Source organism: Flammeovirga sp. MY04 (genome assembly GCF_001682195.2).
Lineage (GTDB): Bacteria > Bacteroidota > Bacteroidia > Cytophagales > Flammeovirgaceae > Flammeovirga > Flammeovirga yaeyamensis.
The window spans coordinates 2261661-2283384 of the sequence record NZ_CP003560.2 but is presented as its reverse complement, the minus strand read 5'-3'; the positions used below and the strand labels follow the sequence as shown (position 1 = coordinate 2283384).

Sequence of the window (21724 nt, the reverse complement as noted above, 5' to 3'; positions counted from 1 at the left end):
TTTTCGTTTAGTAGTGGTAAACGGTTTCAAAAACCTTTCGCCAAGCGTCTAAACATTTATAATTATGTTCACCAATTTGAGTGATCAGAGATACCCCGGTGACATTTGTGGTAAGTACCGCATCAGCATCTATAATATCTGCTTTTCTAGCAAATACCCTCTTTACTTTGTATCCTTTCGATTCAAGATCAGCAATAATATTTTTTCTGCTGATTCCTGAAACGCATCCCACAGAAATCTTGGGAGTGAAAACTACTTTATTCTTTACCCAAAACAAGTTACCACTTATTGTTTCAGCTAAATATCCTTCGTTATTTAAGAGAATAACATCATCCAGCTTCCTTTTTTGTTTCTCTAAACCAGCTAAAGTGTAGGTAAGGGAAGAAAGTGTTTTACAAGAAGAAACAGGAGTAGGAGCCACATTTACAGTTTCTGCAAAATCGACTTTAAGATTTTTTGTTTCTCTTTTTTGTTGGTATTCTTGAGTAAGTAAAGCAACATGACCCATCTTACTTAGAGGAGTATATAAACCTCCTCCAGAGCGCCAAACTATGAGCTTAATTCTACTTTCTCCTTCGATCCCATTCTTTTTCTTTAAGGTTTTGTATTGCTCTCTAATATATTCTGGAGTCAATAAATCGTCCAAAACATTAATTTGAAGTTCTTTTAAACCTTTTGAAATTCTTTCTAGGTGATCTTCCAAAAAACGAATATTTCCATCCTTAGTAATCATAGTCTCAAAAAGGCCATCGCCAAACTGAAAGCCACGATCGGTTATAGGTAGATTCGTTTTGTTGGTTTTAATGATTTCTTTATTTAGAAGAATGTAATTCATAAAAACACCAATCTAATACTTCATTTTAGACATTTCTCTTTGCTGATCTTTCGCCTTTAAGTCATTACGTTTATCGTATAACTTTTTACCTCTAGCAAGAGCAATTTCTATTTTCGCTAATCCTCTGTCGTTAATAAATAATTGAGTGGGTACAATAGTAAAGCCATTCTCTTTTACTTTACGATCGAGTTTACTTAATTCTTTCTTTGTAAGTAATAACTTTCTATCCGCTTTCGCTTCATGATTGTTATAACTGCCACCCATTTCATAAGGAGCAATGTGCATAGCACGAACAATCAATTCAGATCCAATAAACAGGCAAAAAGCATCCTGAAGACTTACTTTTTGCATACGTATAGATTTTATCTCAGTACCTTTTAGGGATACCCCAGCTACGAATTTTTCAATAAATTCGTATTCATGAGATGCCTTTCGGTTCTTTATTTTTACTTTTTGTTTTATTTCTAATTTCTTACCTCCCATAACTACTTAATTGTAATTTCGTCTCCGTTTAATATCGGTAATACATCACAATAATCTTCTGTAGCACAGAATGCCAAATCATTTTGTGCTTTAAGTCCGCTTAATCGCTTAGCATGTGATGCGTGATTTTGAATTACTTCACTTAAATTATTTTTAGCTGATTGATACTGACTCAACGCCATGTAAGTAGCATCATCTGTTATTTCAACCTCATCTTTTAACTGATCAACCAAAGCTCCAGCAAAAAGAGTATCTTCTAAGCTAGGATTTCCTTTCCATCCAGCACAGATGATGATCACATCTTTTTGTTGCTCTTTGATGTATCTCCCGATAGAAGAAACATTTAAGAGTGCTCCAATCACTACTTGATCTGCCGATTTTCTAGCTGCATCAATAGCCACAGTTCCATTTGTGGTGGTCATGCATATCGATTTACCATGATATGCCTCTTCCATGTGTTCATAAGGAGAGTTGCCAATAGTAAATTCTTCCACCTTTACGCCTCCTCTTTCTCCAGCAGTAACGTAACCCTTTGCAGCATAAGTTAATGCTTCTTCTACCTTTTTTACAGGAATAACGCTTTTTACACCTGCATTTAATCCAGCAACCATACAAGAAGTTGCTCTCAAAACATCGGTAACGACTGCAATCTTTCCTTCTAATTGATGTAGGTGAAGGATTTCAGGCGTTAGGCAAGTTTCGATTTTAATCATTATCCAATATATTTTTTTCGGAATTCGTTGGCTAAATCAAGTTGTTCTAAATTTAAATTTGATTCAATACTATTCGAATCCGATAGTGCTTTTATTAAAGATTCAGTAGCCAAATTTCCAGTTAAATCATCTTTGGCCATAGGACATCCTCCAAGTCCACCAAGTGCAGCATCTATTCTTTTACAACCAACATCTATGGCAGTTTTAGCAAAAGAGTAAGCATCAGAGGGATGACAATGCAAATGTACACCCAATTCAGTATCTGACAATACTTTTGAGGCATTTTCGAACATATGTTCAACATCTTTTAAGGTTGCAGCCCCAATAGTATCGGCTAACGAAATAATTTTCACCCCCATTTCCCTAAGTTGAACAGCTAAATCTAATACTTTAGTAGTAGGGACATATTCTCCATAGGGGTTACCAAAACTCATAGATAAATACACTACAGCTTCTTTTCTATGTCGCTTACATAGAGTCACAATTTCTTTTAAATTCCATAATGCTTCACTAATTGAACTATTTGTATTTCGTCTTTGAAATATTTCGGAAACAGAAAGGGGAAAACCTAAATACGAGATTTGGTCATAAGAAACCGCTTCTTGTGCGCCTCTCAAGTTGGCAATAATAGCTAATAATTTTGTGGATGTTTCTGATAGATCTAATCCATCTAATACCTCCCTTGTGTCTTTCATCTGAGGAATAGCTTTGGGTGAAACAAAACTCCCAAAATCTAAAGTATGAAATCCTACTTTGAGTAATTGATTGATATAGTCAATTTTTGTTTGAGTGGGTATAAAAGTAGATAACCCTTGCATAGCGTCTCTTGGGCATTCAATGATGTTGATGTTATTTTGGTTCATTGATGAAGTGAGGTGTTGATTAAAAAAATGCTGTTTATTTATGATGTAGAGTATTTAATATACTATTTTTCTTAAGGGAAAGCAATTTGATGTTTGATTTTTGATAATAATAAAGGGTGATGTCACCAAAGTAACATCACCCTTTTACTTATATTCTAAGAGGAAATTAGATAACACCGTAAGCAATCATAGCATCAGCTACTTTTACAAAACCACCAATGTTGGCTCCTTTTACGTAATCTACCCATCCGTCTTCTTGACCATACTTTTGGCATTTCTCATGGATCTTTTTCATAATCCCTTGAAGTTTCTCGTCTACTTCTTCGAAAGACCATTGTAAACGCATAGAGTTTTGCGTCATCTCAAGACCTGAAATGGCAACACCACCTGCGTTGGCCGCTTTACCAGGTCCGTACATGATTTGGTTTTTCTCAAATATTTTGATCGCACCAATCGTTGAAGGCATGTTTGCACCTTCACAAACTAGGATACAACCATTGTCTATCAATTGTTGTGCATCTTTATCGTCCAACTCGTTTTGAGTAGCAGAAGGGAATGCTAAATCTACTTTTACGCTCCAAGGTCTTGCACCTTCAGTATAAGTAGCGTTAGGGTATTTAGTAGCATATTCTGCTAAGGAAACACGTTGAACGTTTTTCAAATCTTGGATATGTGCTAACTTTTCAGCGTCGATACCATCTGGATCGTGTAAGAAACCACCTCTATCAGACATAGTTACAACTTTTGCACCCAATTGGATAAGTTTTTCAACAGTATATTGCGCTACGTTACCAGAACCAGAAACGGCTGCAACTTTACCATTGTAATCATCTCCTCTTACTGCTAACATTTCTCGGCCAAAGTATACAGAACCGTATCCTGTCGCTTCAGTTCTTGCATTAGAACCTCCAAAAGCTAGGTTCTTACCAGTAAGAACACCTGTGAATTCGTTTGCAATACGACGGTATTGACCGTACATATAAGATACTTCACGACCACCTACACCAATATCGCCGGCAGGAACGTCAGTATCTTTACCAATATGTCTGTAAAGTTCGGTCATGAATGCCTGACAGAATCGCATCACCTCAGCTTCTGATTTCCCTTTAGGGTTAAAGTCTGAACCACCTTTCGCTCCACCCATTGGAAGCGTAGTTAAAGAGTTTTTCAATACTTGCTCAAATCCTAAGAACTTAAGCGTACCTAACGTAACTGATTTGTCAAAACGCAAACCACCTTTGTAAGGTCCGATTGCACCATTAAATTGAACACGGTGACCTCTATTTACACGGATATTTCCTTCATCATCTTGCCAAGTTACACGGAAACTGATTGTTCTATCAGGTTCTGTCATTCTTTCTAAGATTTTTGCATCCAAGTATTTTGGATTTTCATTAATGAAGGGAATTAATTTTTCAGCTACTTCTTCTACAGCTTGGTAAAATTCCGGCTGACCAGGGTTTCTCCTTTTTAGACCCTGCATGAAACTTTTTAATTCAAGTTCTTGCATTTAATTAAAGAGGTTAGTAATAATTCTATAAAAGATAAATGTTATATATGTGTGTTGTTCTTCATCAATTTATTGATGAAGAACAATTGAAAATTAATTCGTATGATGTATTAAACTGATCTTATTGAATTAAGTTTCGTTTTTATTTAAGTTTTTCTAAATCTATTTTACAAGATAATAAAGTGATATCATCTGCATATGCTTGATGACCTTTAAAAGTATTTAAAAGAGAGATCAAATTCTCGTGCATTTCTTTCTGTGCAAAATTGATATTTGACTCTAAAAACTCCTGTAATTTATCATCTCCGAGTTCCTCGTCCTCATCGTTGTAGGTTTCAGTAAAGCCATCAGTAAAGCCAAATACGAAAAACTGATGCAAGTTATCAATTTCTCCGATTTCTAAGAAAGGTAATTGAGAAAAAGATCCTAAAATTGTTGTTCCTACCTCTAAACGCTCAAATTTCTCGTTTCTGTACATAAAAGGAGGGTTATGCCCTGCGTTAATATACCTTAAGGTACGAGTGGTAGTATCAAATTCCATGAAAAAGGCAGTAATAAAACTTTCGCCTTCGGCACTTTCAAGAATTTGGGTATTGGCTTCATGAACGATATGTTCTAGATCAGTACCTCTTCGAGCCATTGCACGTATTGTTCCTTGGAAATTGGACATCAATAATGCAGCTGGTGCACCTTTACCAGAAACATCGGCAATCGACATTAAAAACTTAGTATCACTTAACGGGACATAATCATAATAATCACCTCCAATAGAGTGGTGAGGCATATAACTTGCGTGAACGGATACTGGTACGTCATTGCCATAAGGAAGCTTTTTAGGGAACAACATATGCTGTACATGAGAAGCAATTTCTAATTGCTTTTTCATTTCCTTTTGAACTTCTTCTTTACGGGCTAATTTTTTATTTTCAATAGCCACCAATATGATATTGGTAAGGGCTTCTGTAAAACCTTGATCTTTAAAATCATCACGATCCTTTGTGCTTCCTACAAGGGCATAAGCAAGAACATCGTTTTTATGCTTAATGGGGATGATAGTATCAAAAGGCTCGTATCCTTCAGGTTTATCACCTTCTAATTTTGAACTTACATCATACACCTCAAATTGAGGGGGGAATATTGATGTTAATTGATCGTCATGCGTGCCATAATTGACAAAACGAGAAAATCCTTGATCATCATCGTCAATCACATAAAGAATCAAATTAGTGATACTTGGGTTAGAAGATAGGGTTAATTTATATATAGTATATAAATCTTCTTCAGATCTATTTGCGTTAATGGCACTGATCGTTTCAAATAACGATTCAAGTTGCATCTCTTTAAGCATCAAACGCTTTTGCATATTATTCGCCATTATATAATCTCTTTAATTGTTTGTTTTAGAATGTGGGTCATAGGCATCTCTAAGCCCATTGCCAATCAGGTTAAACGCTAATACAGTAATACTAATAGCAAGACACGGGAAAATGATTAAATGCCAGTGTCCTGTAGGTGTTAATTCTGTTAAACCGTCTTTAATCATAGTTCCCCATGAAGGCATAGTAGGAGGGCCTCCTAAACCTAAGAAGCTTAAACCCGCTTCAATTAAGATGGCTGAAGCAAAATTTGAAGCACTTATAACAGCTAATGGACCTAATATATTGGGTAAAATATGATGTACTATAATTTTATAGTTAGAGTACCCCATCGCTTTAGTAGCTTCAATATAATCTTTTTGTTTTATAGATAAAATCTGACCTCTAACCACTCTTGCTACTTCTACCCACATAGTAAGACCTACAGCTACAAAAGTGACCCATATATCTTCATTTTGAAGGGCCAATCGTACAGCAACTACAAGCATAATGGTAGGGATAGACCAAGTGATAGTCATTAACCACATAGAAATTTTATCTATTATTCCTCCAAAATATCCGGCGGTAGCTCCAAATAGAATACCGATACTTAGGGATATTATTAATGATATGAATCCAATTGTTAGGGAAACTCTTGATCCAAAGATTAATCGACTCAAGACATCTCGTCCAATTTTATCTGTACCAAGTACATAGGTTTTTTGGGCAAGACACTTCTCATAAAACTCATTTTCTAATTGTACTTTAGAGATAGTTCGGACGTTTTGAAGCTCATCCAAGTAAATAACATCTTTATCTCTAATGACATAGTTGTGAGCCAAATTAATTCCCAACTTCTGAGAAGGGGAGGCATATATACCTTTTACCACACTAATTAATGGGAGTCCCATTTCTAAGCGAGAGGTGGTGTGTAAAGATCTTTTTTCTAATCCAGGATAAACGATAAAAAAGACTGAATCTCTTTCTACTCTTGGTGTGCCTACAATAGGGAATTCTTTGTATCGGCTCTCTTCACCATCAATAATCTTTTTAAATACTGGAGGAGTTGGGATATGAAGGTTTTTCTTTTCTTTCAATATTTTGACTGAAAACATTGGAGGCTTTTTAGAAACTTCCAATAAACCATCATTAGCAAAGTGAGAACTATCGGGCATTATCAAATAACCCAACACAGCCACAAAACTGAGGAGTAATATATATATAGCTGAAATAACAGCTAGTTTGTTCTTCTTAAATCGTTTTTTTATGAAATGAGAAGGTGACTTATGTATCTCGTAAACACTCATTAAAAGTCAGTTAATTCTATTATTTGGTCGAACTATACAGTATTATGCTTTAGTAATCCTTTTTTTGATGCAAGATATAAGTAATCTTTAAAATTGTCATCAATATTTACTTCAGAAAGTTCTAATTCAATATCAGGTGCTGAGTAGCAACGTATCCAATCGCTTTCGATACAAGACCTAAGTACATTTACTAAATCTTCTGCTGTCCAATTCAATTCATTTTGTAAGTCATCGAACGCAGTTACGAAATATAATTCATCAATTAATTCGTATTCCTTTTCTGTCATATAAAAAATAATTTCGAATACTTTTCAAAAATAATAAAAACTATCTATTTCCCGACGATTTTTCTATTCTTCCACTTGTAATTTCCAAAAGTACTTAGAAAACCTATGGAAACAGCATAAAAAGGATAGAATAAAGAGATGATGGGGAGAAGTACAATGTTTTTATCATCATCAAACCACTTGAGGATATAATGGTTGTACCATGTTTCTACAATTGTTTTTACAAATAGAGTTAAGGAGAATAATAAATAGCCATCATTTGTGGTGACAACATCAATTAATGTGAGAAAAAAGGAAAGATGGAAAAAGAAGACGAAAAGACTTCCAAGTAAGGGAGCTTTGTTTTTGTAATGCTTCCACTTGCTTGCCCATCGGATACGTTGTTGTGTAAATTCTTTTAAGTTTTTAGGAGGTGTGGAGGTGACTATCGCTTTTTTATCTTTTAGAAAGAGGATATCTGATGCATTTTCCTTTGCAATTTGATGCAAAAAGAATTCATCATCTCCAGTGGGAATATGTGCATGTTGTTCATAATCATTTTGATGAATAAACGCATCTCGCTCAAAACATAGGTTGGCAGCGTTACACATGTTAGGCTTTTTGATGCCAATACTTGCTGCTCCGGTTAAAATCAGACTGCCAAATTCGGCGTTCATACATTTTTCCCAAAAGTTCTGATAACTGAAACGTACCGGACCAGAAATCATTTTTGCATTTCTAGAAAGATAGGTGTTAGCAAAAGATGTTACCCAATCTTTATGATGTACACAATCGGCATCAGTTGTGAGTATCAATTGGCTATCAGATTGCTCGATGCCGTATCGTATAGCTTGTTTTTTACCAGTTAAATCATTGGGAAGTGAAATGGTTTTTATTAAGGGATGATGGGGGATTAGTGCTAAAGATTGATCCTCAGAATGATCATTTACTAAGATGATGTTATAGTTCGTATAGCTTTGTTTTATCAAACTTTCCACCAACTGCTTGATGTTCATTTCTTCATTTCGGAAAGCAACCACAATACTAATAGATGGGCCTTCCTTAAAAATAATATCTTCAGTTAGCGGAAATAGAGGTAGTTTTTTCCATGAAAAAATGAGTAATATTAAAAGTATCGAATAAATAGTTACCAAAATAAAGTATAGAAATTCCAAGTGCGAAGGTTGTCTAAGAATGATTAAAAATGCAATATTGTAACTGCAAATTCGGATTAAAGATAATTATTTTATCTACAAATTTATCTTCACATCAAACCTAAATAAAAATGTCGTTAGAAGTAGGACAAAAAGCACCAGATTTTAAAAGTATTGATCAAGATGGTAACGAGATCACGTTGTCTCAGTTTAAAGGCAAAAAAGTGGTTTTATATTTCTACCCAAAAGATATGACTCCAGGTTGCACAACTCAAGCTTGTGATTTAAGAGATAACTACGACCGTTTACTTTCTCTAGGGTATGTCGTTCTTGGAGTAAGTACAGATCCTAAGGAAAGACATCAAAAGTTTATTGCAAAACACGAATTACCTTTCCCTCTAATTGCAGACGAAGACCATACGGTACACGAGGCTTATGGTACTTGGCAATTGAAAAAAACGTTCGGAAAAGAGTACATGGGGACGGTCAGAACCACCTTTGTGATCGATGAAGAGGGAATTTTAACCGATATTATAAAAAAGGTAAAGACGAAAGAGCATACTAATCAGATTATTAATTAAGTTTGCAATCGGAATTAAATGAGGGAAACCTCTTTTTTATAAAATATCAATAGCTTACGTCAAAGAAAATGGCAGAAATTGCAGAATTGAAAAGAGTTGCGTCTCAAGTGAGACGTGACATTGTTAGAATGGTCAACGCAGCGGGTAATGGTCACCCAGGTGGAGCATTAGGCTGTGCCGATCTATTAGTTGCACTTTACTTCAAGCACATGGAGCACAATACAGAGTTCTCTATGGATGCTAAAAATGAAGATGTTTTCTATCTTTCTAATGGTCACATTTCCGCTGTTTTTTACAGTACTTTAGCTAGAGCAGGTTATTTCCCTGTATCGGAATTGGCTACACACAGAAAAATCGATTCAAGATTACAAGGCCACCCAACTCCATATGAGCACTTAGAAGGTGTACGTATGGCGTCTGGTTCACTTGGTCAAGGTCTTTCTGTTGCTGCTGGTACAGCTTTAACTAAAAAGCTAAACGGCGATGACAAAATGGTTTACTGTCTAATGGGGGATGGTGAGCAACAAGAAGGTCAAATTTGGGAAGCTGCAATGTATGCTGCTCACAATAAAATTGACAACCTTGTAGGTGTTATCGATTACAACAACCGTCAGATTGATGGTGATGTATCTGATGTATTGAGCTTGATCGATATCGAGGCGAAATACAAAGCATTTGGTTGGGAAACTATCGTTGCTGATGGTAACGACATGGAGAAACTAGATGCAGCTTTAACACAAGCAAAAGAACTTTCTGGTAACGGAAAGCCAATCATGATCATCATGAAAACTGAGATGGGCTTCCCAATCGATTTCATGGTAGGTACGCACAAGTGGCACGGTGTTGCTCCAAACGCAGAGCAAACTGAAGCAGCTTTATCTCAATTAGAAGAGACTTTAGGCGATTACTAATCCCTAAAACTGATCATACAAAAAAGCCTATTTGATATAATATCAGATAGGCTTTTTTTTAATGAAAAATTAAAAGTGAAGAATGAAAAACGTGAAATGTAAATTATAAATAGAGTTTTTATTAGATTTCTTGATTGCTAATTGATTTATCAGAATCTTTGATATTGATAATTTTTTTAAATTAAAAGCTAACAACTAAATGAGAACTTATTATTTCCTTCCACTATTCATTTTACTTTTTTCTTGTGGAAGTAACCCATCATCTGATCAAAAGAAAAAACATCAAAACACAGCCTCTGAGATTCATGAATCAACTTTTCAAGACATTTTGGATTCTGCTCAAGTCAACGGTTCTATCCTTATCTATGATGTAGAAAAGGATACGTATCTTTCCAACGATTTTGATTGGGCAAAAACAGGGAAATTACCTGCATCCACTTTTAAGATTCCTAACTCTATGATAGCCTTGGAGACGGGTGTTGTAGAAAATGATAGCACTATTTTAAAATGGGATGGCCGACCAAAAGCCATTAAGGTGTGGGAACAAGACTTGCCTTTTTACAAAGCATTCAAGTATTCTTGCGTTCCTTGTTATCAAGAAATAGCACGTAAAGTAGGAGTTGATAAAATGAATGATTACCTCAAAAAATTGGCGTACAAAGGGATGGATGTTCGTGAAGAAAACATCGATATGTTTTGGTTAGTTGGAGCATCAAGAATTACCCAATACCAGAAAATTGACTTTTTAAATAGGTTGATTGATTCTAAATTGTTGATTTCTGATAGAACAGAAAAGATTATCAAACAAATTATGGTCATTGATGAAAAGCCAAATTATACCCTTCGAGGTAAAACAGGATGGTCAACGGATAATAATGTAAACAATGGATGGTTTGTTGGTTATATCACTTTTGAAAATAACACCTACATTTTCGCTACCAACTTAGAACCTCAGGAAACATTTGATATGAAAGGCTTTCCAAGAGTTCGATCAGCAGTTACTATGGAAGCATTTAAAGCACTGCAGTTGCTCTAAATACTTCAATATGTATTCCTAGAAATACGTATTCTGATTTTTAAATTTTCCACCCACCAACCAGAAAAAGAATCTCATAAATCCATGGATTGGTTGTACTGCATCCCAATGTTCTACAATTTCTCCATCAACCACTCTCCAAGTGTCCATAATGTTTAGACCTTTCTGAGGGTTTCCTCTGTGCTTTTTCTTGTTGGTGGAGTGGGAGTGAACCGTCACATATTCCCCGTCTACATAAATGTGTTTTACATCGTAGCAGTAGTCTGGATAGCGTTTAGCAAAATTAGATACTACATCAAGCACTCCGTCGATACCATCGATCATGCTTTGGTTGTGCTGTTTGTAGCGCTGACTTGAATAGGTCTTTTTGATATAATCAAAGTCGTGATCGTTCATCAATTTCTGAATAAAATGAACAACAATCTCAGCATTTTTGAATTCCTCTTCTGTCCAATTCGATTTTTGTAGCTTTTCTAAGTCAATTTGAATAGTATTCATAATTAATTTACAGGTTAAATTGAGAGATTTTATTAACTTGCAAAATGCAAGTAATACAAATGTAATCATATTCACTTTTAAAATGCAAGTAAATGAAAGAGAAAGATACTTTACGATCTGACTGTCCTATTAATTACGCACTAGAGTTTTTAGGTGATAAATGGACGTTATTGATCATAAGAGACTTTATTTTTGATGGAAAACGCTTTTATAAAGAGTTCTCAAAATCAAAAGAAAAAATTGCAACCAACATCCTTTCTGATCGATTGAAACGACTAGAAAAGCTGGAAATCATTAAATCAGAAGTATATGAAAAACAGAAAACTCAGAAGATTTATACCCTTACAGAAAAAGGTTTAGATCTAATTCCGTTACTAATTGAAATTATTGTTTGGTCCTCAAAATATAAAGAAGGATTAAATGTAAGCGAGGACTTTTTAGAAAAATTGAAGGTAGATAAGGAAGGGGTGATTGAGTTAATTCGCAGTAAAGTAGACTTTACTAAGTAAGGATCTTTGATTAACTTATGACAAATTAAAACTCGACTTACATAACAACCCTTCAATATGAATCGAAAGCAGTTTCTAAGCACTCTATGGAGTAAATATTTAAAGCCGGTATTTCATCTCATCATCATAATGATGGCATTGAAAATGATATTTTCAGAAAGCTTTTTTAATGGATTGTCAACCTTCTCTTCTATGGCTTTTCTACTTCTTATTGGAACCGTTACCATTTTTCTAATATATTATCCTTTTACCTTTTTGGGTAAATTGATATATAACAAGACACCAAAGAAGTATAGAATCGTATGGGACTCTTTAAGTAAAATAGTGTATTACCTTACTTTACTAGGAGCACTACTATTTGCTTTCTATAATTGGGAAAATGATCAATATGGTACAATCAGTTTGTTAGTGATTATTCTAATACAAACATTTATTGAATCAAGAGATAAGAGAAAAGAAGGAATGAAAATATAAACGTCATATTATGAAAATAGAACATTTAGCGATTTGGGTATCAGATTTAGAGAAAATGAAAAGTTTTTATCTAAACTATTTCGATCTCACATCAAACGAAAAATACTTTAATCCAAAGAAGAATTTTAGTTCCTATTTTCTATCATTTGATAGTGGAACGAGAATAGAGTTAATGCACAGACCGGATGTTTCTGAATTTATTCAATCTAGAGAAACTAAATTAGGTTTGACTCACTTTGCTATTTCATTAGGTGATAAAGCTGAGGTAGATAAATTGACAGAAAGACTAAGAACAGATGGATATTCTATCATCGGAGAACCTAGAACTACAGGGGATGGGTATTATGAAAGTGTGATTCAAGACCCTGAAGGAAATGCAATAGAACTAACTGATTAACCAATGAACATCAAAGAATTACTTAAGGAGACGAAACACAGACCATGGGAAATGCCCAAAGAAGATTGGGCGTTTTATCAAGAATGGAACAATGCGGTATTTCTACATTATCAAGTAGAAACATCAGAATTACAAAAATTTGTGCCTACAGATTTAGAAATAGATACCTTTGAGGCGCAAGCTTGGGTATCGGTTGTTGCTTTTACAATGGAAAGGATAAGGCCTAAATATTTGCCATCATTTCCTCCGATTTCAAACTTTGATGAAATCAATATCCGAACCTATGTGAAATATAAAGGCAAGCAAGGTGTGTACTTTTTAAATATTGAAGGGGGAAAGAGATGGTCTTGTTTTTTGGCAAAATCGATATCAGCATTGCCTTATCAATATTCTATGATGAGTAGGGGAAATGATGTTTTTAAATCGAAAAATAATGATTTAGAGAGTAATTTTCTTTTGAAGTATTCTTTGAAAAAAGATAAGCTTGAAAAATCTGATTTAGATATATGGTTGACGGAGAGATATGCACTATTCCAAGATTCAAGGAATCAATTAAATGCTTATGAGATACATCATGCCGAATGGCCTGTACAAGAAGTAGAGACAAAAGAGTTGGTTGCCGATTACCCAAAATTTAAAGATTTATTACCGGATCAACCGGCATTGACACATTATTCCAGAGGAGTTGAAGTAATTGCGTGGAGTAAAAAGATGTATAGTTTGTAGTGGGTTTTCTTGAAAAAAGAACTCTGATAGTGTGTTTGGTAAAAAAAGGGTCATCCCTTTCCGTCGAGACAACCCAGTTGTAATGTTATATTTTAGTATTAAACTGAAAATTAAAAAGTTGGTATACAGTCATGAATTTGATACCGGTAACCAGCAATATGAGGCAAATACTGTGGTTAGCAACTTTACAATTGTAAATATAACATTTCTAAGATGATATTAAACTAATTTACTATTAATTTTCTGTGACTACACTTAAGTTGTTGGTAATGAATAGAGTACAATTCTTAATGCGATTTGTTAATAAATATGTGATAATGTATTAATGTTCTTATTCCACTATTAAAACACCTTTATGTATTTTATTTATTTGAGTTTGATTGACTTAAAAATATGTTTAAACAACTTATTCGTTACTTTATGATAAGTTTTTTAGGTAAAAGTCCTACTTTCTAAAATTATTCTACTAATTTTGTTATTTAGAATGATAATAGATAATAAATCAAAAATTTAATATCTATATCAAAACCTTCCTGTAGAGGTTATTGTTCTCTGTAGTGAAGGTATTATTTTGTAGAAAATCTAAACGTAGAAACGTTTCTAATAATATGAGTGCAGATCAGGATAATAAAATTTTAGAGGATTTTACCTCCAAAGAGTATGAGCACGGTTGGACAGTTGATATTGAGGCTGACCAAGCACCCAAAGGATTAAACGAAGACATCGTCCGTTTTATTTCTGCTAAGAAAGAAGAGCCGGAATGGCTTTTACAGTGGAGATTAGATGCTTTTAAAGCATGGCAGAAGATGGAGAATCCTGAATGGGCAAATGTTGTTTATGAAGCAGTAAATTACCAAGACATTATTTACTATTCAGCACCTAAGCAAAAACCATCTCTTGAGTCTTTAGAGGAAGTTGATCCTGAATTGCTTGCTACTTTCGAAAAGCTAGGTATTTCATTGGATGAGCAAAAGAGACTTACAGGAGTTAAAGATTCTAACATTGCAGTAGATGCAGTTTTTGATTCAGTTTCTGTAGCAACAACTTTTAAAGATACACTTGCAGAAAAAGGTATTATTTTCTGTTCATTCTCAGAAGCAGTAAAAGATCACCCAGAATTAGTAAAGAAATACTTGGGTTCTGTAGTCCCAGTAACTGATAATTACTTCTCTGCATTGAACTCTGCAGTATTCTCAGATGGTTCGTTCTGTTATATTCCTAAAGGCGTAAGATGTCCAATGGAATTATCAACCTACTTTAGAATTAACGCATCTGGTACAGGACAATTCGAAAGAACATTAATCGTTGCAGAAGACGATTCTTACGTTTCTTACTTAGAAGGTTGTACTGCACCTCAACGTGACGAAAACCAATTGCACGCAGCTGTAGTTGAAATCTTTGTTCACAAAGATGCAGAAGTAAAATATTCTACCGTACAAAACTGGTATCCTGGCGATGACGAGGGTAAAGGTGGTGTATATAACTTTGTAACTAAAAGAGGTATTTGTGATGGTGATAATGCAAAATTATCATGGACACAAGTGGAGACAGGTTCTGCTGTCACTTGGAAATATCCTTCTTGTATTTTGAAAGGTGACAACTCTGTAGGTGAATTCTACTCAGTTGCTGTAACAAACAAAATGCAACAAGCGGATACAGGTACTAAAATGATTCACATCGGTAAAAACTCTAAATCTAGAATTGTTTCTAAAGGTGTTTCTGCTGGTAAATCTCAAAACTCTTACAGAGGTTTGGTAAAAGTGATCAAAGGTGCTGAGAATTCAAGAAACTTCTCTCAGTGTGATTCTCTTCTAATGGGTGATAAGTGTGGTGCACATACTTTCCCTTACATTGAAGTGGACAATAACACTGCTAAAGTGGAGCACGAAGCGACTACTTCAAAAATTGGTGAAGATCAGATTTTCTACTGTAACCAAAGAGGTATCGATACTGAACAAGCGGTTGCGTTAATTGTTAACGGTTACTGTAAAGAGGTATTGAACAAATTACCTATGGAGTTTGCAGTAGAAGCTCAAAAACTTTTGGCACTTTCTTTAGAGGGTTCTGTAGGTTAATCGAGCGACAAAAACATATTTAAAGAGGTTTCTAACGAGACCTCTTTTTTTTGTGCTTTTTAAAGGGACAATGATATATAACTTATTATTGTTGTGATTAAAATATTATTTTATTTAAATTAAGTATCTAATAACCTGAAAATTATATTAAAAACTTCTTACTCATTCTCTTTATATGCTTCATTCCAAAGAATGGTATTTATCAGTACTCAATTCGATTAATGATTTAATCTTAGTTAAGGGTGAAAAGTCTAAATTACTTTGGGCTAATAAAGCCTTTTGTGATTATTATAATATGACGAATGAAGAGTTACAAAATAGTATAGATGGAGATCATTCTGACCCAGATAATACTATACAATATGTCATTGATGATCAAAAGGTGTTTACCAAAGGAATTACTTTAAATATTCCTTCTGAACCTGTTACTGACGGTAAAGGTAATGTGTCCTTTTTCCATACTATTAAAAATCCCATTAAAAACTGTTCTGGTGAAATCGTTAGCACAGTTGGAGTATCACGACTTATTGAAGATGAAGAGCTTTTAAAAAGGTCAAAACAGTTACATTCTGAAAAGAAATCCAATATTCATGACTTAAGAACATTTGTAGAAAATATTCCTGCTCCAACAATAATGTTAGATCCATCAAGAAGAATAATAGCTTCAAGTAATGCATGGATAGAATGTTTTAATATTCAGAAAAATGAATTAATAGGGGCTGATTTTGATGACCTTTATGAAGAAGGCATGAACCTAAAGGAAAAAATTATACAATCGATTAATGTTAATGAAAAAACAGAATTGGATGAACTTTTGGTTCAATTTAACGGTAAAGAATGTTTTTATAAAGTAGTGATTAATCCTTGGGAATTGATATCCAAAGAAGTGGGTGGTGTAATGATTATGTTTATTGATATCACTTCTCAAAAAGAGAAGGAAAAGGTATTAGAAAAACATAACGAAGAACTAAAACAATTTGCCTACATCACAACACATGATATAAAAAGCCCAATAGTTAACATCCAATCGTTCTTAGGCTTTTTAGAGAGTGATGAGGAGATCAAAAATGAAAGATCAAAACAGGCGATTCATTATATGGGTAAATCTATAGAGATGGCCCAATCGAAAATCAATGATTTAGTTAAAATTATAGAGCAGCGTGAATTGGGGGTCGTAAATGAAGATCATCTTCTAAGACAAGTAGTTTTAGATATTATCGAAGTATATCAATCTGAATTGGTTCAGGTTAATGCAGATGTGGAGATAGATATTCCCAATGACTTAATTATACATACCTCAATAAAACAGTTAACGACCATCTTAGATAACTTTATATCCAATGCGATTCGTTATAGAAATCAACATGTATTATTAGAATTAATTATTCAAGCTCATAGAGTAGAGGGTGCTGTAGAGATTAGTGTGTCAGATAATGGAGTGGGTATTGATCTTAGTAAATATGGGAATATGATATTTGAAATGTTTAAAAGAGCGAATGATTCTATCCCTGGAAACGGTTTAGGTCTTTATCTTACCAAACAATCATTGTCTCAATTAAATGCTGATATACAGGTATCGAGTGAAGTTGGATTAGGTTCTGTTTTTACCATACTTATACCTCAATAACAATTTACACATGATCTCTATCCTTTCGAATCTTTAAAGGTGTTTTGTGTAAATGCTGATTTACAAACTTATTAAAATGACTCAAATCGGTAAATTGATACTCATAGGCTAATTCAGAAAGAGATTTTGAACTAAAGATAAGTTCTTTTTCTAGATAATTACTTCTAAGTCGATCTATGTATTTTTTAATACTGATCCCCATATTTTTCTTAAAGTATTCTCCAAAATAGGTAGACGATTTATTAAACTGAGCAGCCAAATGTACTACACTAAGTCTCTTAACCTCCTTGATGTTACTTCTAATATAAATGATAATATCATCCATTTCTTCATGTAAACTACTTCCTTCAGAATTATTCTTTTTGATGAAAGACAAGAAGGTGAATAATTGATACCTCAGAAAGTCTTTCGAGATATCACCTGTTTTTATCACCTCCGATGCCCATTGTATTTGATGCAACATCAAAGAATCGTTATTAAAAACAGATTTTAGATTACCTACGTTTTCCTCTTTATGTATTTGTAAGATCGATAGCATTTTTTTCTTTAATACAAGTTCATTTTCAAAGACAGATAAATCAATACTAAATTGAAAGTAAACAAGTTGAGAAGGGGAGTGGAAGGTGAAGAAGTGAGCATCATTGGGTCGAAGAAAGAAAATATCTCCCGGGTTATAATCATAATTCACCCCATTTATTTGATGAATGCCATTACCTTTGAGTACAATTATCCACTCATAATGGTCATGATTGTGGACGGGGTGATCCCAAGCTTCTTTATCAATTTCTAGATAATTGATGTCTTCAAATAATAGATACTTCTTCATACTTTTTTATTTCACCATTAAATATACCTATTATTAACATTAAATATACTAATCAAACCTTGAAATATACCATATATTGATTGAGATGATTAGTCACCTTTGTATCATCACAAAAACAATACAAAGATGAAAAATTCAATCTATCAAAAATTATTTTCGGATTATAGTTTCAATAATGATCAACTAAAAAATAGAATGGTCTTGGCGCCTATGACTCGCTCAAGAGCAAATGAGGACGGAGTTCCTACTGATATGATGTCTTTATATTATCAACAAAGAGCAAGTGCCGGGTTAGAAATTACAGAAGCAACTCAAATTTCATTGCAGAGCCAAGGTTATGCAAAAACTCCTGGAATATATAATCAAGATCAGGTGAATGCTTGGAAGAAAGTGACCAAAGCAGTTCACGAAAAAGGAGGAGAGATATTCGTTCAATTATGGCATGTTGGTAGAGTAGGGTCCGAAAAAGTAAATGGTTTACAACCACTCGCACCTTCAGCATTAAAAGCAAATAAAACAAGTGTGTATGTTTTTGAGGGAGACAATAGAGACGCCACTTTTGTTGATGTGGATGTTCCAAAAGAAATGTCACAAGATGAGATTGATACGACTATTATAGATTTTAGAAAAGCTGCAAGAAATGCCATAGAAGCTGGTTTTGATGGTGTAGAGATTCATGGAGCAAATGGATATTTAATTGATCAGTTTTTAAGAAGTAATGCAAACAAAAGATCGGACAAGTATGGTGGATCTAAGGAAAATAGAGCTCGCTTCTTATTAGAGGTAACTCAAGCGGTTGTCGACGAAATTGGAGCAGAAAAAGTAGGGGTTCGATTATCACCTTTTATCATGTTTAAAGATATGGATGATCCTGAAATATTAGATACGATTATGTATGCAGTTCCTTACTTGGATAGAATGGGAATTACGTATTTGCATTTATGTGAGGCTGACTGGGATGATGCGCCTCAAGTTTCTGATCAGTTTAGAATAGATTTAAGAAAAGAGTTTCATCAAACTATTATTGCGACGGGGAATATGACTCCAGAAAAAGCAGAAAATTTATTAGAAAAAGATTGGATTGATTTAGCAGGCTTTGGTCGAAAATTCATCTCAAATCCAGATTACCCTCAAAGAGTTTTACATAATGCACCTCTTCAAGAAATAACAGATACACACACTTTGTTTGGAGGAAGGGATGAAAGAGGATACACAGATTATCCAAGCTTGTATTAATCCGAATAGTAATTATACACTAAGAAAATGATGTTAATACCACTGTTGATAATAGTGAGATAGAAATCAATAAATAAATGCGGAACTGAGTTCGATATGCAATTATATCGGCTCAGTTTTTTTATTGAGGAACTTCTAAAATTAGGGCACTTAAAATGGCTCCAAAATAACCACAGAATAAGCCAATAAAGGTACCTAAATACACCTGATAGTTCGTGTGGGCTTTTAAGTATAGACGAGCTGTCATGACTATGCCAAGTAAAATAACACCAATTCCAAGGGCATCAAAAAGCACAATTGGGGCGTTGATATTTGAAGTGATAAAATAAAGACATAATCCAATAAAGCCTGACATGCCAATACAATGCAAAGATATTTTCTCTAAAAAGTTGAATATAGTGGCAACAATTAATGTGATGGTAATGGTGATAAAAGCAATATTTAGATTGTTGCTTACATTAATTTTAAGAAGTAAAATATAACAGGCAATAGATAAAGCCAATATCATAATTGACAGGGCAAAAGAACGCTCTTCACGATTGTGAAGGTGTGGGCTTTGTACAATCCCAAATCTTTGCATCAGTAACAAACAGCTAATAGGCAATAAAGTCGTTATTGTACCTATTAAACTAAATAGTGACCATCGTGCTTTAGTGTCTAGCCATGGTGCTTCGTGAGCCCCAAAAAGGAATAACCCTGCCACAAAGCAGGGTATAAAAATGGGGTGAAGCAATACTGATATACCTTGGAATAGTTTAGTATTGTTCATTAAAGTTCTTTTCTCATTCGAGCTACAGGAATATTCATTTGTTCTCTGTATTTCGCAACAGTTCTTCTAGCAATATTGTATCCTTTTACTCTTAGAAGTTTTTCTAGTTTATCGTCTGATAATGGTTTACGCTTGTCCTCTTTATCAATCATTTCTTTCAAGACAGATTTCACCTGTTTGCTACTCACATCTTCGCCACTTTCTGTAGAAATACTTTCTGAGAAGAAATATTTGAGAGGGTAGATACCAAAATCAGTTTCTACTACCTTACTACTTGCCACACGTGATACGGTTGAAATATCCATTTGAATAATCTCAGCAATATCCTTTAAGATCATCGGTTTTAATTTACCTTCATCTCCACTTAAGAAAAATGGCATTTGATAATCAATAATAGCATTCATCGTACGAAGTAATGTGTCTTGTCTTTGCTTAATGGCATCAATAAACCATTTCGCTGCATCTAATTTTTGCTTTACAAAACGCACCTCTTCTCTCATTTTTTTCGTTTTCTTTGGCGTTTTATCAAATGCTTGCAACATGTCTCCGTATTGTCTACTTACACGTAAGTCAGGTGCATTTTTACCATTTAACGAAATATTAATCCTTCCATTTACCTCCTTCACAATAAAGTCAGGCGTAAGGAATTGTGCAGAAGCCACCATCATGTTGGTACCTCCTGGCTTTGGATTCAAATGAGTGATCATATCGATGGCATCTTTCATTTGCTCATCGTTTATAGCCAAACGTTTTTGAATCTTTGTATAATGTTTTTTCTTAAATTCTTCGAAACATAAAACCACCATTTTAATGGCAATTTTCACGATATTATCTTCAGTATCTTTTCTTTTTAATTGAATTTCAAGACACTCTTGTAAAGATCTAGCACCAATTCCAGGAGGGTCAAAATGTTGAATCATGGCCAACACTTTTTCTACCTGATTCAAATCAGTTTCTACATTTTGTAGAAAGGCCAAATCATTTACAATTGCTTCTAGAGGGCGACGAATATACCCGTCAGCTTCTATACTGCCAATCAGTTGCTCACCAATTTGTTGCTCTACATCATCCAGATTAAGAAAGCTTAGCTGCGATAACAGAGAGTCACTCAAGGTATCCATCATTGGGATTGGGAGCTCTTTATCTTCAGCCACATCACCATCGCCATACATTTTGTAACCAGCAATATCGTCGTTACTTACGTAGTCATCGATATTTACTTCATCTATTGGGTCAATGTCAGGAACATCATCAATGTCAAAGTCATCGGTAGAGTCTAAATCGTCTTGTGTAGCTTCATCATTTCCAAATTCATTATCTTCCTTCTCCGCCTCTTTCCCTTCTTCTAGAACAGGGTTTTCCATAAGCTCTTCTTGAATTCTCTTATCAAGCTCTATTGTGGGTACCTGCAACAGTTTAATGAATTGGATTTGTTGAGGTGATAATGTTTGTGTCTGCTTGAGCTTCTGTGCCTGTTTTAACATGGTCTTGAAGTCAAAAAATTTAAAATTCTAGAACGATTATTGATAAAAACTATCACTAATCATTACAACTTAAAAATAGCTGCTAACAG

Annotated in this window: 23 protein-coding genes; 10 read left to right on the top strand and 13 right to left on the bottom strand. The window is 34.2% G+C overall.

The window, feature by feature from the left end:
* Positions 1-7 precede the first annotated feature (7 nt).
* From MY04_RS09255 to MY04_RS09215, 9 genes are all read right to left on the bottom strand, one after another.
* Complete coding sequence (locus tag MY04_RS09255; RefSeq protein WP_066208900.1) at positions 8-835, bottom strand: aminotransferase class IV; 828 nt, start codon at positions 833-835, stop codon at positions 8-10.
* A gap of 12 nt (positions 836-847) precedes the next feature.
* A complete protein-coding gene (gene smpB / locus MY04_RS09250; RefSeq protein WP_066208898.1) occupies positions 848-1318 on the bottom strand; it encodes an SsrA-binding protein SmpB in 471 nt (156 codons plus the stop codon).
* Positions 1319-1320: 2 nt separating this feature from the next.
* Positions 1321-2031, bottom strand: coding sequence for a 2-phosphosulfolactate phosphatase (locus MY04_RS09245; protein ID WP_066208896.1), 711 nt, complete (start codon positions 2029-2031; stop codon positions 1321-1323).
* Positions 2031-2894, bottom strand: a complete 864-nt coding sequence (locus tag MY04_RS09240) for a hydroxymethylglutaryl-CoA lyase (RefSeq protein WP_066208894.1) — start codon at positions 2892-2894, stop codon at positions 2031-2033. Before MY04_RS09240 ends, MY04_RS09245 begins: the two co-directional genes overlap by 1 nt.
* A gap of 166 nt (positions 2895-3060) precedes the next feature.
* Complete coding sequence (gene gdhA, locus MY04_RS09235; RefSeq protein WP_066208893.1) at positions 3061-4404, bottom strand: NADP-specific glutamate dehydrogenase; 1344 nt, start codon at positions 4402-4404, stop codon at positions 3061-3063.
* Between the two features lie 142 nt (positions 4405-4546).
* The gene (locus MY04_RS09230) at positions 4547-5779 is read right to left on the bottom strand and encodes a PP2C family protein-serine/threonine phosphatase (RefSeq protein ID WP_066208892.1); all 1233 of its coding nucleotides are present in this window, start codon (positions 5777-5779) and stop codon (positions 4547-4549) included.
* 12 nt (positions 5780-5791) lie between these two features.
* The gene (locus tag MY04_RS09225; protein ID WP_066208890.1) at positions 5792-7066 is read right to left on the bottom strand and encodes an ABC transporter permease; all 1275 of its coding nucleotides are present in this window, start codon (positions 7064-7066) and stop codon (positions 5792-5794) included.
* Positions 7067-7098: 32 nt separating this feature from the next.
* Positions 7099-7353: a hypothetical protein gene (locus tag MY04_RS09220; RefSeq protein ID WP_066208888.1), complete on the bottom strand. Its 255-nt coding sequence runs from the start codon at positions 7351-7353 to the stop codon at positions 7099-7101.
* Positions 7354-7397: 44 nt separating this feature from the next.
* Complete coding sequence (locus MY04_RS09215; RefSeq protein ID WP_066208886.1) at positions 7398-8486, bottom strand: glycosyltransferase; 1089 nt, start codon at positions 8484-8486, stop codon at positions 7398-7400.
* Between the two features lie 131 nt (positions 8487-8617).
* Here MY04_RS09215 and bcp point away from each other — a divergent pair, with 131 nt between their 5' ends.
* The 3 genes from bcp to blaOXA all read left to right on the top strand — a co-directional run bounded on the left by bcp (position 8618) and on the right by blaOXA (position 11014).
* Positions 8618-9067 carry a thioredoxin-dependent thiol peroxidase gene (gene bcp / locus MY04_RS09210; RefSeq protein WP_066208884.1) on the top strand — a complete coding sequence of 150 codons (450 nt, stop codon included), beginning with the start codon at positions 8618-8620 and terminating at the stop codon, positions 9065-9067.
* A 68-nt stretch (positions 9068-9135) separates the two neighbouring features.
* Positions 9136-9978, top strand: coding sequence for a transketolase (locus MY04_RS09205; RefSeq protein ID WP_066208882.1), 843 nt, complete (start codon positions 9136-9138; stop codon positions 9976-9978).
* Between the two features lie 199 nt (positions 9979-10177).
* Positions 10178-11014 carry a class D beta-lactamase gene (blaOXA, locus tag MY04_RS09200; protein ID WP_066208880.1) on the top strand — a complete coding sequence of 279 codons (837 nt, stop codon included), beginning with the start codon at positions 10178-10180 and terminating at the stop codon, positions 11012-11014.
* An 18-nt stretch (positions 11015-11032) separates the two neighbouring features.
* On the opposite strand, the gene MY04_RS09195 is transcribed toward blaOXA, so the two are convergent.
* Positions 11033-11512 (bottom strand): nuclear transport factor 2 family protein, encoded by a 480-nt coding sequence (locus MY04_RS09195; RefSeq protein ID WP_084005814.1) that lies wholly within the window; start codon positions 11510-11512, stop codon positions 11033-11035.
* A gap of 92 nt (positions 11513-11604) precedes the next feature.
* On the opposite strand from MY04_RS09195, the gene MY04_RS09190 reads away from it, so the two are divergent.
* The 6 genes from MY04_RS09190 (at position 11605) to MY04_RS09165 (ending at position 17320) form a co-directional block, all read left to right on the top strand.
* Positions 11605-12021: a winged helix-turn-helix transcriptional regulator gene (locus MY04_RS09190; RefSeq protein ID WP_066208877.1), complete on the top strand. Its 417-nt coding sequence runs from the start codon at positions 11605-11607 to the stop codon at positions 12019-12021.
* 57 nt (positions 12022-12078) lie between these two features.
* The gene (locus MY04_RS09185) at positions 12079-12495 is read left to right on the top strand and encodes a hypothetical protein (protein ID WP_066208876.1); all 417 of its coding nucleotides are present in this window, start codon (positions 12079-12081) and stop codon (positions 12493-12495) included.
* A gap of 10 nt (positions 12496-12505) precedes the next feature.
* Positions 12506-12892: a VOC family protein gene (locus MY04_RS09180; RefSeq protein WP_066208874.1), complete on the top strand. Its 387-nt coding sequence runs from the start codon at positions 12506-12508 to the stop codon at positions 12890-12892.
* Positions 12893-12895: 3 nt separating this feature from the next.
* The gene (locus MY04_RS09175) at positions 12896-13618 is read left to right on the top strand and encodes a YqjF family protein (protein WP_066208872.1); all 723 of its coding nucleotides are present in this window, start codon (positions 12896-12898) and stop codon (positions 13616-13618) included.
* A gap of 608 nt (positions 13619-14226) precedes the next feature.
* A complete protein-coding gene (sufB, locus tag MY04_RS09170; RefSeq protein ID WP_066208871.1) occupies positions 14227-15693 on the top strand; it encodes a Fe-S cluster assembly protein SufB in 1467 nt (488 codons plus the stop codon).
* 175 nt (positions 15694-15868) lie between these two features.
* On the top strand, positions 15869-17320 hold the full coding sequence (locus tag MY04_RS09165; protein ID WP_066208870.1) for a PAS domain-containing sensor histidine kinase: 1452 nt from the start codon (positions 15869-15871) through the stop codon (positions 17318-17320).
* Positions 17321-17324: 4 nt separating this feature from the next.
* Here the strand turns inward: MY04_RS09165 and MY04_RS09160 are convergent, their stop codons facing one another.
* Positions 17325-18146: an AraC family transcriptional regulator gene (locus MY04_RS09160; protein WP_066208869.1), complete on the bottom strand. Its 822-nt coding sequence runs from the start codon at positions 18144-18146 to the stop codon at positions 17325-17327.
* Positions 18147-18272: 126 nt separating this feature from the next.
* On the opposite strand from MY04_RS09160, the gene MY04_RS09155 reads away from it, so the two are divergent.
* Complete coding sequence (locus tag MY04_RS09155; protein ID WP_066208867.1) at positions 18273-19382, top strand: alkene reductase; 1110 nt, start codon at positions 18273-18275, stop codon at positions 19380-19382.
* Positions 19383-19503: 121 nt separating this feature from the next.
* Here the strand turns inward: MY04_RS09155 and MY04_RS09150 are convergent, their stop codons facing one another.
* Together MY04_RS09150 and rpoN are read right to left on the bottom strand one after the other, a co-directional pair.
* Positions 19504-20151: a hypothetical protein gene (locus MY04_RS09150; protein WP_066208865.1), complete on the bottom strand. Its 648-nt coding sequence runs from the start codon at positions 20149-20151 to the stop codon at positions 19504-19506.
* Positions 20151-21635: an RNA polymerase factor sigma-54 gene (rpoN, locus tag MY04_RS09145; RefSeq protein ID WP_066208863.1), complete on the bottom strand. Its 1485-nt coding sequence runs from the start codon at positions 21633-21635 to the stop codon at positions 20151-20153. Before rpoN ends, MY04_RS09150 begins: the two co-directional genes overlap by 1 nt.
* Positions 21636-21724 lie beyond the last annotated feature (89 nt).

Excerpts from the sequence above, each read along its gene's own strand:
- MY04_RS09220 (WP_066208888.1), bottom strand. The coding sequence starts at position 7,353 with ATGACAGAAAAGGAATACGAATTAATTGATGAATTATATTTCGTAACT.
- blaOXA (WP_066208880.1), top strand. The coding sequence starts at position 10,178 with ATGAGAACTTATTATTTCCTTCCACTATTCATTTTACTTTTTTCTTGT.
- bcp (WP_066208884.1), top strand. The coding sequence starts at position 8,618 with ATGTCGTTAGAAGTAGGACAAAAAGCACCAGATTTTAAAAGTATTGAT.
- MY04_RS09255 (WP_066208900.1), bottom strand. The coding sequence starts at position 835 with ATGAATTACATTCTTCTAAATAAAGAAATCATTAAAACCAACAAAACG.
- MY04_RS09240 (WP_066208894.1), bottom strand. The coding sequence starts at position 2,894 with ATGAACCAAAATAACATCAACATCATTGAATGCCCAAGAGACGCTATG.
- rpoN (WP_066208863.1), bottom strand. The coding sequence starts at position 21,635 with ATGTTAAAACAGGCACAGAAGCTCAAGCAGACACAAACATTATCACCT.
- MY04_RS09195 (WP_084005814.1), bottom strand. The coding sequence starts at position 11,512 with ATGAATACTATTCAAATTGACTTAGAAAAGCTACAAAAATCGAATTGG.
- MY04_RS09150 (WP_066208865.1), bottom strand. The coding sequence starts at position 20,151 with ATGAACAATACTAAACTATTCCAAGGTATATCAGTATTGCTTCACCCC.
- MY04_RS09175 (WP_066208872.1), top strand. The coding sequence starts at position 12,896 with ATGAACATCAAAGAATTACTTAAGGAGACGAAACACAGACCATGGGAA.
- MY04_RS09230 (WP_066208892.1), bottom strand. The coding sequence starts at position 5,779 with ATGGCGAATAATATGCAAAAGCGTTTGATGCTTAAAGAGATGCAACTT.
- sufB (WP_066208871.1), top strand. The coding sequence starts at position 14,227 with ATGAGTGCAGATCAGGATAATAAAATTTTAGAGGATTTTACCTCCAAA.
- MY04_RS09155 (WP_066208867.1), top strand. The coding sequence starts at position 18,273 with ATGAAAAATTCAATCTATCAAAAATTATTTTCGGATTATAGTTTCAAT.
- MY04_RS09190 (WP_066208877.1), top strand. The coding sequence starts at position 11,605 with ATGAAAGAGAAAGATACTTTACGATCTGACTGTCCTATTAATTACGCA.
- MY04_RS09245 (WP_066208896.1), bottom strand. The coding sequence starts at position 2,031 with ATGATTAAAATCGAAACTTGCCTAACGCCTGAAATCCTTCACCTACAT.
- MY04_RS09225 (WP_066208890.1), bottom strand. The coding sequence starts at position 7,066 with ATGAGTGTTTACGAGATACATAAGTCACCTTCTCATTTCATAAAAAAA.
- MY04_RS09160 (WP_066208869.1), bottom strand. The coding sequence starts at position 18,146 with ATGAAGAAGTATCTATTATTTGAAGACATCAATTATCTAGAAATTGAT.
- smpB (WP_066208898.1), bottom strand. The coding sequence starts at position 1,318 with ATGGGAGGTAAGAAATTAGAAATAAAACAAAAAGTAAAAATAAAGAAC.
- MY04_RS09165 (WP_066208870.1), top strand. The coding sequence starts at position 15,869 with ATGCTTCATTCCAAAGAATGGTATTTATCAGTACTCAATTCGATTAAT.
- MY04_RS09185 (WP_066208876.1), top strand. The coding sequence starts at position 12,079 with ATGAATCGAAAGCAGTTTCTAAGCACTCTATGGAGTAAATATTTAAAG.
- gdhA (WP_066208893.1), bottom strand. The coding sequence starts at position 4,404 with ATGCAAGAACTTGAATTAAAAAGTTTCATGCAGGGTCTAAAAAGGAGA.
- MY04_RS09180 (WP_066208874.1), top strand. The coding sequence starts at position 12,506 with ATGAAAATAGAACATTTAGCGATTTGGGTATCAGATTTAGAGAAAATG.
- MY04_RS09205 (WP_066208882.1), top strand. The coding sequence starts at position 9,136 with ATGGCAGAAATTGCAGAATTGAAAAGAGTTGCGTCTCAAGTGAGACGT.